At 66.9% G+C, this 13205-nt stretch carries 11 protein-coding genes; 4 read left to right on the top strand and 7 right to left on the bottom strand.

Going from position 1 to position 13205, the window contains the following annotated elements; translation table 11 throughout:
• Positions 1-79 precede the first annotated feature (79 nt).
• From A5724_RS10630 to A5724_RS10610, 5 genes are all read right to left on the bottom strand, one after another.
• The gene (locus tag A5724_RS10630) at positions 80-349 is read right to left on the bottom strand and encodes a hypothetical protein (RefSeq protein ID WP_067800439.1); all 270 of its coding nucleotides are present in this window, start codon (positions 347-349) and stop codon (positions 80-82) included.
• Between the two features lie 2 nt (positions 350-351).
• Positions 352-1317: a glutamate ABC transporter substrate-binding protein gene (locus A5724_RS10625; RefSeq protein WP_232004776.1), complete on the bottom strand. Its 966-nt coding sequence runs from the start codon at positions 1315-1317 to the stop codon at positions 352-354.
• Positions 1314-2534 carry a hypothetical protein gene (locus A5724_RS10620; protein ID WP_232004775.1) on the bottom strand — a complete coding sequence of 407 codons (1221 nt, stop codon included), beginning with the start codon at positions 2532-2534 and terminating at the stop codon, positions 1314-1316. The genes A5724_RS10625 and A5724_RS10620 overlap by 4 nt, the downstream gene beginning before the upstream one ends.
• A gap of 122 nt (positions 2535-2656) precedes the next feature.
• Entirely contained in the window at positions 2657-4429 is a 1773-nt protein-coding gene (locus A5724_RS10615) for a penicillin-binding transpeptidase domain-containing protein (protein ID WP_082964958.1), read from the bottom strand.
• Between the two features lie 97 nt (positions 4430-4526).
• Positions 4527-5528 carry a 4-hydroxy-3-methylbut-2-enyl diphosphate reductase gene (locus tag A5724_RS10610; protein ID WP_067800435.1) on the bottom strand — a complete coding sequence of 334 codons (1002 nt, stop codon included), beginning with the start codon at positions 5526-5528 and terminating at the stop codon, positions 4527-4529.
• Positions 5529-5594: 66 nt separating this feature from the next.
• Here A5724_RS10610 and A5724_RS10605 point away from each other — a divergent pair, with 66 nt between their 5' ends.
• From A5724_RS10605 to A5724_RS10590, 4 genes are read left to right on the top strand one after another with little or no spacing between them, the layout of a single operon-like run.
• Positions 5595-6158, top strand: coding sequence for a lipid droplet-associated protein (locus A5724_RS10605; protein ID WP_067800432.1), 564 nt, complete (start codon positions 5595-5597; stop codon positions 6156-6158).
• Entirely contained in the window at positions 6155-7378 is a 1224-nt protein-coding gene (xseA, locus tag A5724_RS10600) for an exodeoxyribonuclease VII large subunit (protein ID WP_067800430.1), read from the top strand. The genes A5724_RS10605 and xseA overlap by 4 nt, the downstream gene beginning before the upstream one ends.
• Positions 7379-7591, top strand: a complete 213-nt coding sequence (locus tag A5724_RS10595; protein ID WP_067800427.1) for an exodeoxyribonuclease VII small subunit — start codon at positions 7379-7381, stop codon at positions 7589-7591.
• Positions 7592-7642: 51 nt separating this feature from the next.
• Positions 7643-8737: an NAD-dependent epimerase/dehydratase family protein gene (locus tag A5724_RS10590; RefSeq protein WP_197518609.1), complete on the top strand. Its 1095-nt coding sequence runs from the start codon at positions 7643-7645 to the stop codon at positions 8735-8737.
• Positions 8738-8743: 6 nt separating this feature from the next.
• Here A5724_RS10590 and A5724_RS10585 read toward each other — a convergent pair whose 3' ends face one another.
• On the bottom strand, positions 8744-9982 hold the full coding sequence (locus A5724_RS10585; protein ID WP_067800424.1) for a glycosyltransferase: 1239 nt from the start codon (positions 9980-9982) through the stop codon (positions 8744-8746).
• Positions 9983-9986: 4 nt separating this feature from the next.
• A complete protein-coding gene (locus A5724_RS10580) occupies positions 9987-13178 on the bottom strand; it encodes an adenylate/guanylate cyclase domain-containing protein (RefSeq protein WP_232004774.1) in 3192 nt (1063 codons plus the stop codon).
• Between the last annotated feature and the right edge of the window lie 27 nt (positions 13179-13205).

The following is a 13205-nucleotide window of genomic DNA, read 5'->3' as shown; positions in this document are numbered from 1 at the left end:
GGGGCGCTGCGCCAACGGAATCGGCTGGCGCGACACTTCCAGCGTCGGCTCCCTCAGCAGCCGTGTCAGTTCGATGCGGTCACTGTCGGCGAGCTTCGACCGGCGCCCCCCCCCCCGCGGGGCCCGATTCCAGGATCGACGTCATCCGATTGAGGTCGTCCCACAATTGGGCCAGTGCCCTCTCGACTGAGACCCATCGCTGTGCCGTTAGTCCCGTCGGCGGATACACCCGCACGTGCCCGAGGCCGGGGTGGCTCTCCAACTCGACCAGCGTCGCCGACATCGCCGCGACTTCCTCTCTCCGCGCCTCGAGTTCGCGGTCGATTTCATCGGTGGTCAGTGCGCCCATTCTCAGTCCTGGTAGCGCGGTTCTGGCGGGCCCGGCGAGGGCCCGAGTTTCGGGAGTAGCCAACGGTCGTAGAGGCGCTGCCAGGTGCCGTCGGCCTCGATCTTCTCGAGCACACCGTTGACGAATCGCACCAAGTCGGGCCGCTGCTTGTTGACGCCGATGCCATACGGCTCCTTGGCGATGCTCTCCCCCAGCACGTCGACGGTCGGGTCTTGTTTCGCCAATCCCTCCAGCACGGCGTCGTCGGTACTGATCGCGTCGACCTGGCCCTGTTGCAGCATCAACAGACAGTCGGTCCAGGTGGCCACTGAAAAGATCGCCGGTCTCGGGTCGAGCTCGTAGAGCCGCGACAGCGACGTCGTGCCCGACACCGCGCACACCCGCTTACCCGCCAGCGCCGCGGCGGAGTCGATGCCAGAACCTTTCGCGGACAATATCTTCTGGTCGGCTTCGTAATACACGTTGGAGAAGTCGACCTTCTCTTTGCGGGCGCAGGTGATCGAATATGTGCGGACCACCAGATCCACCTCGCCGGACTGCAACACGGATTCGCGATCCTTTGCGTTGACCACTTGCAGTTGGATCCGGTCCGGATCGCCGAAGATGGCTCGCGCCATCTCGCGGGCAATGTCGATGTCGAAGCCCTGCAGTTGTCCGGTGGCCGGATCCCGGAAACCGAACAGGTCGGTGTTCTGATCGACACCGACGATCAGCCGTCCACGCTGGGCGATCTCCGCCATCGTCGAGCCCGCGGGCATCGCACCAGGCGGGGGTAGCGCCCCCGGCCGCAGGCTGGCTTCTCGATCGCAGTCCGCGCTTCCGCCTGCGGGCGCGGCCGTGACCTCCGCCGCGCCCGACGGCGACGGATCGGCCGGCGTGACGGACACCGAACTCGGCGCCTCGACGGATCCGCAGCCCGCGGTGACCATCGCGATAGCGCACGCCGCCAACGCTTTTCGCGTCTTCACAGGAACTCTTTGAGGCGGGGCCACAAGCCGACCGCGGATGCGGCGGCGGCGACCACCATCAGCACGAGAGTTCCGGTGGGACTCCACGCCAACCATGTTCCCGCCGCGGCCACCCGGTCTCGCATCGTCGTGCGGGTTCGTTCGATGCCGTCGCGCAGGCTCGATTCGACCGCGGTGAACTGCGCGGCGGACGCCACGGGGTCCGGGCCGATCGCCTGCCCTACAGCGGCCAGGTAGTCGCCACTGTTGTAGAACTCGACCTGTCGTCGGTGGCTGGCGAGCCATTTGTCGACGGCGTCCTTGGTTTCCGCAGGAGCCACGTCGAGCAGCTTGGTCAGTTCGTCCATGTGGCTCGAGAACGACTTCTCTGCCGCGGAGATGTCTCCGCGGGAGATCAGCTCCAACGTCTCATCGGTGCGGGCCTGTTGGGCAAGGATTCGGGCCTGCGCGAGTTTCTCGAAGCGCTGGGTGCCTTCGGTGCGGCTGTGCTCGATCTCGTTCGCCGCCAATTGAGTCGCCGCCACCACCCAGCCGATCACCGCCAGAACGATGACGGCGGCCACCACGAGTCCGACGTTGAACTGCCGGTTGGTGCGGCGATACATGACGACGGAGGCGACGACGATCGCCGCCAAGGCGAACGCCAGCAGCACGAGGCTGACGATCGGCAGCGAACCGATGGCCTGTTGATCGCGCTCGACCGTTTCGAGGTCGGCGGTGTAGATCTTCTCGGCGCCGGGCAGCAGCGACGTCTGCATCAATGCCGATGCCTCGCGCAAGTACGCGGACCCGATCACATGGCCCTGCCGGTTGTTCGCCCGCGCCGCTTCGACGAGTCCCGTGTAGGCGGTCAGCTGGTCCGAGATCTCCGCCATCGCAGTGCGGGCCGCGAGATCGGTGGTGCCCGCGGTCGCATCCGCGAGCGCCGACGCAGCGCGCGCCACGGCTTGTTTGTACTGCGCGCGCATCGGGCCGGTCTCGATTCCGCCCGACAGAAATGCCGACGCCGCCGCGGCGTCGGCCGCTGACAGCGCGGCGTAGAGGTTCTGCGCGGCGTAGGCGAAGGGTTCGGACCTGGTGAGGACCGAGTTGCGTTCGTTGATCCTGGCGTCGAGTTGGCCCCCACACACCAGCCCTGCGATCACACAGATCGCCCCGACAGCGAGCGCGATGATGCCGATGACTCCGGGCGTCGTGCGGGCGAGTCGGCGGGCCAAGGCGGCGGAGGGTCGTACGTCCACTGCGCCCGGGGCCCCCAATGTCGGCCTCCCCCCTGAACCTCAAGGGGATATTAACCGCAAAAACCAGGCTGGTAGCCAGGTTTGAATTGAAACGAAACTTAAGCGTGCAGCGTGCGCAGGAATCGTCCTGCCGCGTCGACGGCGGGGCTGGAACTGCCGGCGTCGCTGATGAACACCGCCAGCGCGAGGTCGCCGTCGATGCCGACGAACCACCCGTGCGCATGGGTGTTGTCGATGTACTCGGCAGTGCCGGTCTTGCCGAGCATGCCGGGAATGTCCTGCAGCTGCGTGGCGGTGCCCTCCGTAATCGTCTCGCGCATCATCGATTTCACTTGATCGGCGACGCTGGCGGGCAGCGGCTCGGGTGTGCGTTCGGGCTTACCGGGCTGCCCGGCCACGATCGTGGGCGCGGGCACCGAACCATGCGCAAGCGTGGCGGCCACCAACGCCATACCGAACGGCGACGCGGTGACCTGGCCCTGGCCGATGCCCTCCTCGACGCGCAGCGCAGACGTGTCGGCGACGGGAACCTTGCCGGTGACGGTGGTCATGCCCGGTGCGGTGTAGTCGATGCCGAGGCCGAGTTGAGCGGCGGCCTTGGTGAGGCCGTCGGGCGGCAGATTCACGGCCAGCCGGCCCATCGTGGTGTTGCAGGACCGGGCAAACGCGGTGTGCAGCGGCACCTGCCCGAGGTCGAAGTTGTCGTCGTTGGGAATCTGCCGGCCTTCGATGTTCTCCGTGCCCGGGCATCCGACGATGCTGTCCGGTGTCACCTGGCTCGCCTGCAGCGCGGCGGAGACGGTCACCGTCTTGAACGTCGAACCCGGCGGGTACAGGCCGGTCAGCGCGATCGGGCCCTGGGCGTCGGCGGCCGGGTTCTGACCGATTGCCAGCACGTCACCTGTCGACGGTTGCAACACCACCATCGCGGCGGGCGTCGGGATCGGGGCGAGCGCCTCCTCGGCCGCACGCGACATCGGAACGTCGAGCGTGCTGCGGATGTCGGCGACAGGCTTGGGCTGCTGCCCGCCGACCTGCTGGCTGCCGGTGGCGGTCTGCGCGCTGATCGCGAAGCCGGCTGCCTCGTCGGTCGCGTGCTGCCACAGGTCGGACAGTCCCGACAGTGTCGGCGACGTCAACGCCTTGTCCGCGGTGAGCAGCCGCGTCTGCGGTGCCAGCGTCACATTCGGCAACGCCGACAACGCATCCTGGATCGGGGCCACATCCTCTGCACGCAACGTGACGACGGTGACCGGCTGTCCGTTGGCGCCGTCGAGCTGTGACTGCAGCGACTCCGCGGTGATGCTCGAGTCGATCGGATTCAGCAGCGCAGCAACGGCATTGACGTCCGTACCGGGCGACACGTTCACCAACGTGACGACCTGCTGGGTGAGCAGTTCCGCGCCGGTGCGGTCCAGCACCCTGGCGGCCGGGTCGGGGCTCAGCGTGCTGTATGACAGCGGCCCGGTGCCGAGGCCGGGCGCGACGGTGGCCGGGTTCCACTGGACCTTCCACTGATCGCCGCTCTGAGTCGCGCTGCCGCTGGTGGTGTAGGTCCACTGGTTGCGGCCGTCCTTGCCGAATTTCCATGTGGCGGCGAGGCTGAACGTCGCGTCGTTGTCCTTGCGGTCGACAGACGACACGTCGAAGTGCGCGTTGCGACCGAGACTGTCGAACAGCTTGCCGAGCGTGTCGGATGCCTGGCCCGAGTCGCTGGTCACCGCCGCCGCCGCCGCGGCATCACCCTTGCTCAGCGCGTCGGCGAAGGTGCGCACGGTGGCGTTGAGGCGGTCGGTCGCGTCGTCGCCGCAAGCGGCGAGCAGCAGTGCGATCGTCGCGAGAAAAGAAAAAAGCTTGTGGGGTAAGCACACTCAGCTGACCCTACCCAGCCCCGCGTTGCGTAACGTCAGCGCGGAAAACCAACCCGATTTCCGCCGCAGCCTTACGTAAGTCGATGGCGCCGGTTGGCTACGTGCGCGCCGGGCGGATCTCCCGCGGCAACGCGAACACCAACGTCTCGTTGGCAGTGGTCACCGGTTGCACGATGTCGTAACCGTATTCGGCCAGCCGCTCGAGCACGCCGCGCACCAGCACCTCGGGCACCGATGCGCCCGACGTGACGCCGATGGTCGTGACTCCCTCGAGCCAGGCCGGGTCGATGTCGTCGGCGTAGTCGACCAGGTGAGCAGCATCCGAGCCAGCGCCAAGCGCCACCTCGACGAGGCGCACCGAGTTCGACGAGTTGCGCGATCCGACGACGATCACCAGCTGGCACTCCGGGGCCATCGCCTTGACCGCGACCTGACGGTTCTGCGTCGCGTAGCAGATGTCGTCGCTGGGCGGATCCTGCAGCGTCGGGAACTTTTCCCGCAGCCGCCGCACGGTCTCCATCGTCTCGTCCACCGACAGCGTGGTCTGCGACAGCCAGATCACCTTGTTCTCGTCGCGCACCGTGACGTTGTCGACGGCGTCGGGGCCGTCCACGAGTTGCACGTGGTCAGGCGCCTCACCCGCGGTGCCGATGACCTCCTCGTGACCCTCGTGGCCGATCAGCAGGATGTCGTAGTCGTCGCGGGCGAACCTCTTGGCCTCGTTGTGCACCTTGGTGACCAGCGGGCAGGTCGCGTCGATCACCTTCAGTTCACGCGCGGCGGCCGTCTCGTGCACGGTCGGCGCGACGCCGTGAGCGGAGAACACCACGATGGCGCCCTCGGGCACCTCGTCGGTTTCGTCGACGAACACCGCACCGGCCTTGGCCAGGGTGTCCACCACGTGACGGTTGTGCACGATCTCGTGGCGTACGTAGACCGGTGCGCCGTGCTTCTCCAGCGCGCGCTCCACGGTCTCGACCGCCCGGTCCACTCCCGCGCAGTACCCACGTGGCTCGGCCAGCAGCACCCGTTTACCGGTGACACCGCCGGTCGCCGAGCTGGAGGCACCCGGAATCCCCATGTTTATTGTCGGCGGCATGTTTCTCAGGGTACTGATCCCGCACCTCGCGGGGCCAGCCAGACGATCGCCCGTAGTCTGGAGGCCATGGCAACTGCACCGTATGGGGTCCGTCTGCTGGTGGGGGCGGCGGTCACCGCCATCGAGGAAACCCGCAAGCTTCCGCAGACCATCCTGATGTACCCGATGACCATCGCGAGCCAGGTTGCCCACTTCGTCATGAAGATGCAGCAGGACGTGGCCGACCTGGTCAACAAGGGCGACGAGGCGCTGGACTCGTTGTTTCCGCCCAAGGACGAACAGCCCGAGTGGGCAACGTTCGACGAGGACCTCGACGACGACCAGCCCGCCAAGCCGGGCACCGACGGCGAACGGCTGACCGAGGGACGCTTCGCCCTGTTCACCGGCGGCGAACCGGAGACCGCCGAGCCCACGCCCGCCTCCGAGCCGAACTCCGCAGACGTCGACCCACCCGAGATCGTGACCGAACTGGACTACGAGTCGCTGACGCTGGCCCAGTTGCGGGCCCGGTTGTCGTCGCTGCGCGTCGCCGATCTGGAGGCACTGCTCAGCTACGAGAACGCCACCAAGTCGCGGGCGCCGTTCCAGACCCTGCTGTCCAACAGGATCACCCGCGCGACCGCGAAGTGACGCAACCCGAGCCGGGCAAGTCCCCCGATAACCCATGGCCGGTGCGCGCGGTCGCCACCCGGATCGCGAAGTACATCGACCGGCTCGGCGTGGTGTGGATCGAAGGCCAGCTGACCGAGCTGAAGCTGCGCCAGACGACGGCGTGGATGGTGCTACGCGATCCCGCCGCCGACATGTCGCTGACCGTCAGCTGCGCACGCGACCTGGTGGCCAACGCGCCGGTGCCGCTGACCGAGGGCACCCAGGTGATCATGTGCGGCAAGCCGCAGTTCTACACCCGCAACGGCTCCTTCAGCCTGCGCATCAGCGAGATCAGGGCGGTCGGTCTCGGTGAGTTGCTGGCCCGGATCGAGCGACTGCGTCGGCTACTCGACGCCGAGGGGCTTTTCGATCCACGGCTGAAGCGGCCGCTTCCGTTTCTGCCGCGCACCGTCGGCCTGATCACCGGACGCGCCAGCCACGCCGAGCGCGACGTGATCACCTGCGCGACCGACAGGTGGCCGGGTGTGCGATTCGCCGTCCGCAACGCCGTGGTGCAGGGCCCCAACACGGTGTCACAGGTGGTCGAGGCGCTGCGCGACCTGGACAACGATCCCGACGTCGACGTCATCGTCATCGCGCGCGGCGGCGGCAGCGTCGAGGACCTGCTGCCGTTCTCCGACGAGACGCTGTGCCGGGAGATCGCGCAATGCACGACGCCGGTGGTGAGCGCGATCGGCCACGAACCCGACAATCCGCTGTGTGATCTGGTCGCCGACGTGCGCGCGGCCACCCCGACCGACGCGGCGAAGCGGATGGTGCCCGACGCCGCCGCCGAGCGGGCGCTGATCGGCGATCTGCGCCGGCGCAGCGCGCGGGCGCTGCGCAACTGGGTGCACCGGGAGGAGCATGCGGTGTCGCAGCTGCGCAGTCGACCGGCGCTGGCCCAACCGCTTGCCGCGATCACCGCGCGGTCCGACGAGATCCAGCGGGCGCGCGTCTGCGTCCGTCGTGACATCACCCGGTTGGTGGCCGCGGAATCCGACCGGGTGGGCCACTTGTCGGCCAGGCTGACCACACTGGGTCCCGCGGCCACACTGGACCGCGGCTATGCCGTCGTGCAGACGGCGGCGGGCACGATCCTGCGTACGACGGCCGACGCGCCTGCGGGCACCCGGTTGCGGGTGCGGGTCACCGACGGCGCCGTGATCGCCATCAGCGAGGCCAGCGAGAGGCAATGAATGAAGCCTATTAGTCAATTGGGGTACGAGGAGGCCCGCGACGAGTTGATGGCCGTCGTCCACCAACTCGAGCAGGGCGGACTCGACTTGGAATCATCGCTGAAGCTTTGGGAACGTGGCGAAGAGCTGGCTAAACGCTGCGAGGAACACTTAGCCGGTGCGCGCAAGCGTGTCGAGGACGCACTGGCCGCCAAAGACGACGAGAACGCTTGATCCTGGAACGAGTTTTCGGCCAGGGGCTCGAAACTGTAACACGTTTCATTTATGCTCTCGGGCATGTCTGACGCAACGCTGACCGACTTGGGTCGTGTGCTGGTCACCGGGGGGTCCGGCTTTGTCGGCGCCAACCTGGTGACCGCACTGCTCGACCGCGGGCATCACGTCCGCTCCTTCGACCGGGCCGCATCCGCTCTGCCTGCGCATCCGCGGCTGGAGGTGATCGAGGGCGACATCTGCGATCCGCAGACCGTGGCGGTGGCCGTCGACGGCGTCGACACGATCTTCCACACCGCGGCGATCATCGACCTGATGGGCGGCGCGTCGGTCACCGAGGAGTACCGCAAGCGCAGCTTCGCGATCAACGTCGACGGCACCAAGAACCTGGTGCACGCCGCTCAGGCCGCCGGCGCGCAGCGGTTCGTCTACACCGCATCCAACAGTGTGGTGATGGGTGGTCAGCGAATCGCGGGCGGCGACGAAACCCTGCCCTACACCGAACGATTCAACGATTTGTACACCGAGACCAAGGTCGCCGCCGAGAAGTTCGTGTTGGCGCAGAACGGGATCGGGGGTTTGCTGACCTGTTCCATCCGGCCCAGCGGCATCTGGGGGCGCGGTGATCAGACCATGTTTCGCAAGGTGTTCGAGAACGTGCTCGCCGGCCACGTCAAGGTGCTGGTCGGCAACAAGAAGGTCAAGCTCGACAATTCCTACATACACAACCTGATTCACGGATTCATCCTGGCTGCCGAGCATCTGGTGCCCGGCGGAACCGCACCCGGGCAGGCGTACTTCATCAACGACGGCGAACCGATCAACATGTTCGAGTTCTCCCAACCGGTGGTCGAGGCATGCGGTCAGCCCTGGCCGAAGATCTGGGTGCCCGGACGGCTGGTCAAGGCCGTGATGACAGTGTGGCAGTGGTTTCACTTCCGACTCGGCCTGCCCAAGCCGTTGCTGGAACCCCTTGGGGTGGAGCGGCTTTACCTCGACAACTACTTCTCGATCGCCAAGGCCCAACGCGATCTCGGCTACCGACCGCTGTTCACCACCGGCCAGGCGATGGCCGAATGCCTGCCGTACTACGTCGACCTGTTCCACCAGATGAAGGGCGCCGCGTCGGAACCGGTGCCCGCGTAGGAGTTTTCAGCTGGAACTGAGTTCGAGGGTGCGCTGTTCGAACAGATCCGCCCCGCGCGCCACTCCCCCGGTGGCTTCGAAGCCGGCCGCGACGCGTTCGGCGCCTGCGGTCATGGTCATCGCTTCGCGCACCTTCGCCTGCAGCCGCTTCGGCGTAAGCCTCTTCGCGGGAAGCCGGGTGCCGCATCCGGACACCTCGGCGCGGCGGGCGACTTCGAACTGGTCGCGCCCGTACGGCACAACGCACACCGGAACACCGCGCGCCAAAGCCTTTTGGGTGGCGCCCATCCCGCCGTGCGTGATCGCGCACACCGCACGATCTAACACCAGACCGTGGGGCACGAATCGGCACACGGTGGCGTTCGGCGACTCCGGTATGCCCTCCGCATGCCCGGCAGGCGCGGTCGCGACGATATGCACCGGTTCGCCGGCCAAGGCAGCGATCGCGGTGGTGATGAGGTCGACATCGGCTTGCGCCTCCGACGAGGTGGTGACGAGAACAATCGGCCGATCGATCGAGTCCAACCAGGCCGGCTGTCCATCGGGCTCGGGATCGAGCGCACAGGGGCCGATCATGTGCACCGCCTCGCCCCACTCGGTTCGCTGATATTGGAAAGGCTTGCCGGTCGCGATGAACATCTGCGGCGCCCGCCGCAGAAACTCGTCGACCGACGCCACCGGCGGCACGTTGACGTCGGCGCGGATTCCGTTGATTGGCGGCAACATCACCTTCTCGATCGCACGTAGCAGTGTCGCCCGCACAGCGCCGTCTCGAACTGCTCCCAGCACACCAGGCAACGGTTTCAAGCCGAATCCGAACGGCGGCACGCCGGGGGCTCGCAGCGGAGGCGTATACGGGGCGAAGCATGCCCATGGCACGCCGGCGGCCTCAGCAGCCGACAGCGCACCCCAGCAGTTCACGTCGACGAGCAGGGCATCGGGTCGGCTCTGAGCTATGGCGCCTGCGAGGTCGGCGACTTCGTACACCGCCCGCTTGTCGAACACCGCGACCGAGAGCTTCAGCGCCGCAAGAGGGTTGGTCGCTGTGAAGTCGTCGTGTTGAATGTTCTCAATCCGCCGATCGATCGGCGCCGCGGCGAAACCGAGGCGTTCCGCCAGCGCGACACCGCTGGACAGGGTGCGCAGGTGAATTCGGTGCCCACGGTCCGACAGTTCCGACAGCAGCGCACTGATCGGCAACAGGTGTCCGAGTGCTGGTGAGGTGTACGCCAATACCGTTGCCATGCGCTCATCTCGTTTCGCGGGCCGGTGTCATCTCGTCTACCATGCGGCGCGCCTCTGCCAATCGCCCCCTGGCGTCGACCAGTCGACAGAGTTCGAGGTAGCGCGTGGCCAGTTCTGCATGGTGCTCGGAGTCGCCATGGGCTCTGGCCAAGATGGCGCGCGATTTCAGCCACCACAGGTTCAGCGCGGGCGGGCCGGTCCGACGGGGTCGCCATTGCTCGACAATGCGATTGGCTTCGACAAGATCGTCGGCGGTCCCGCGGTCGACGAGCAGATCGACCAGCGCCTCGCACGTACAACCCGCGAAAACCCGCGAACCACCGGCCATCTGAACCGCGACGGACTCGCGCAGTTCCGCGATGGCCTCGTCCCGCCTTCCCCTGCGGGCGGCATCGAGCGCAAGGTCAGGTACGACCGTGGTGAGCGCGAGTCGCCAGACCTTGTGCTTGGCGATGCTCGCACGGACGCGCTCGAGCACGTCGATCGCCTCGTCGCGGGACTGGTTTTCGGAGCGCAGCAGCGCCGTGGCGTATGCCCACTGCGCCGCGATGACCCCGAAGATGTCACCGAACGACTCGGCGCGCTGCCAGACCTCGCGCATCTCATCGACCAACTCGTCTGTCGCGTATGTGCCGACTGCCGCCAACAGGGCTACCCAATATGCCAGCGCCGCAGCAGAATTGACCGGCGGCAGGAGACGCGCCTCGTCGGTTCCTTTTCTGAGGCTCAGTGTGCCGTGCTCGTGGTCGCCCATGCAGATCTCGATCACGCCCTTCAGCGAATCGGCTACCGAGTTCTCCACGATCAACTGGTCATGCGGCAACGCCTGTATCGTCTCGATGACCCGCAGCGCGCCGTCGAAGTCGCATGTCGCGAACCGGGCATACGCCACCGCAATCAGGATGATGCTCCTGGTCTGCGCGTCGCACTGAATTCTGTCGATGATCCCGTCGATCTCCGACGCGAGAGCGGCGGCTTCCGGCACGCGAAAGTCGTTGACGGAGTAAGACCAGATGCGACCGGCGGTGGCGATGGCCAAAGATGTCATGTCACCGCTTCGCGTTGCCAGGTCGCGGAGTTCACGGTAACGCTCGTCGCTGTCGTCGGCGTCGCCGACGAAGAAGGTCGTCGACACCAGTAACGTGCGCGGCGCGATCCGCATGGCGATGACGCCGTCGTGGTCGTCGGGCAGTTGATCGGCGATGTATCGAGCGCGCGCCCACTGGGTGCGTGCGGCGGCAAGGTCACGGGACCTGAGCCAGTCCGCCGCGCGCATGTGCCACTGGTACGCCGCGGCCAACCTGCCCGCCGCCTCGAGGTGGCTGGCGATCAGCGCCGCGTTCTCCTCGACGGTGCTCGGGTCGCGGGCCTCGATCGCAGCGGCCAGTCTGCCGTGGGCGTCCACCCTGGTCGAAGTCAACTGCGACTCGTAGGCCACGGCGCGGACCAGCGGATGCCTGAAACAAAAGCGTTGGCGGGGCGTGAATTCGGTTTGGTCGATCAATTCCGCCGACACCAACTCGGCCAGCTGATCGGACTGGATCTCCTTCAGCACACGCAGCGACTCGAGGTCGAACTGGCTGCCGATCACGGCCGCCGCGTTGAGCATGGCTTTCGCGTCACCGGGCAGTCGATCGATGCGGGCGGCAAGGACTGCCTGCACGGTGCCGGGCACCGAGATCTCGTCGACATCGTCCAACAAGCGGTACCGGCCGCGGCTACCCGACAACACGCCGCGACCTGCGAGGTCGCGGACGATCTCTTCGATGAAAAACGGATTTCCCGCAGCAGCAGAAGCGATACGTTTGGCAAGGCCCACGACCGACGGATGGTCGCCGAGCAGTTGGCCGATCACGCGCACCGATGACGACTCCGAAAGCGGCTGCAGCGGCACGATCTGATCCGCGTTCGCACTGAGCGCCCCGTGGAACTCCGGCCGATAGGTGGCGACCAGAATCGACTCTGTTGCGGCGAGATTGGTGGCGAACTCGGCAAGCACGCCGTCAGTGGGCTCGTCGATCCAGTGCGCGTCCTCGAGGATGAACACGGTGCGGCGGGGGCGTTCACGGACGGCCTGCGTCATCATCTCCGCGAGGCGGCGCCGACGCCCGTCGACACTGACTTGTAGAGGCGGCGCCTTGGCGGCGCCGATTCGCATCGCGTCAAACAGAATTCGGGCGTCGGCGGAGTCTTCCGTCAGCATGCCCGCGTACTGGGCCACGGTGTGCGCACGTGCCTCGGCCTCGGGCAGCCGGTCCACGTCGAACATCGCGCGCAACAGCCGCGACAACGCGCTGAAGGCCACTGTGGCGGTGTGGGCCTCGCACCGGGCGACGACGACGTCGGCGCCTCGACCGGCCGCGATCGAGGTGAACTCGTTGATCAGTCGGCTCTTGCCAACCCCCGGCCCGCCGACCACCGCGACGAAGCAACCCGGCCCGGCATCCAATGTGTACTCGAGGCAAGACAACTCGGCATCGCGGCCGAGTATCTGACCTTCGTTGCGGCCCAACACCATTCGGTCGGATTCGATCGCGAGCAGTGCCCGCACGGGCACGGGCTCGTCCGTACCTTTCACGGCAACCTGCAGCACCGGTCCCAGTTGGGCGGCGGCCGCCACCAGATCCGCCGTCGACAGCGCGCAGAGCACGCCGCCGACCGGTGCAGCGGCCTCCATGCGTTGCGCCATACCGACGGGATGCCCGACAGCGGTGTATCTCCCCGGCCCTGAGCCGATTTCGCCGACAACGACGTCGCCGGAATTCAATCCGACCCGGATATCCAGCGTGACACCGTCGCGACGCAGGACCTCGGCGGCAAGTTCCTTCGTGACCGATTGAATCTCGAGCGCGGCGATGCATGCGCGCACCGCGTGGTCCTCCAACGCAACCGGCGCACCGAACAGGGCCATCAACCCGTCGCCGGTGAACTTGTCGACGGTGCCCTGGTAGCGCTGCACCACTGCGGCCGCGCGGTTGAACAGTTCGTTCATCACCTCCTGGAGTCGCTCGGCGTCCAGTGTCGCGGCGAGCTTCATCGATCCGACGACGTCGGCGAACAACACCGTCACCTGCTTGTGCTCACCCGTCGCTGCCTGCGGCGTGACCGGGCGCCCGCACACGTCGCAGAAGCGCGCTATCGGACGCAGGTCGCTACCGCACGACCCGCACCGAACCATCCCCCGGTCTTCTCCCACGTCAATTTCATCATCGCCTACCCGCGA

Origin of the sequence: Mycobacterium sp. ACS1612, from assembly GCF_001667505.1 — a bacterium.
Taxonomy (GTDB): domain Bacteria; phylum Actinomycetota; class Actinomycetes; order Mycobacteriales; family Mycobacteriaceae; genus Mycobacterium.
The sequence above is the reverse complement of the archived record's forward strand: the minus strand, read 5'-3'. Positions and strand labels throughout refer to the sequence as shown.

Bases quoted from the DNA above. Each gene is read 5' to 3' on its own strand.
- A5724_RS10630 (WP_067800439.1), bottom strand. From the start codon at position 349: ATGGGCGCACTGACCACCGATGAAATCGACCGCGAACTCGAGGCGCGG.
- A5724_RS10610 (WP_067800435.1), bottom strand. From the start codon at position 5,528: ATGCCGCCGACAATAAACATGGGGATTCCGGGTGCCTCCAGCTCGGCG.
- A5724_RS10605 (WP_067800432.1), top strand. From the start codon at position 5,595: ATGGCAACTGCACCGTATGGGGTCCGTCTGCTGGTGGGGGCGGCGGTC.
- A5724_RS10595 (WP_067800427.1), top strand. From the start codon at position 7,379: ATGAAGCCTATTAGTCAATTGGGGTACGAGGAGGCCCGCGACGAGTTG.
- A5724_RS10590 (WP_197518609.1), top strand. From the start codon at position 7,643: ATGCTCTCGGGCATGTCTGACGCAACGCTGACCGACTTGGGTCGTGTG.
- A5724_RS10585 (WP_067800424.1), bottom strand. From the start codon at position 9,982: ATGGCAACGGTATTGGCGTACACCTCACCAGCACTCGGACACCTGTTG.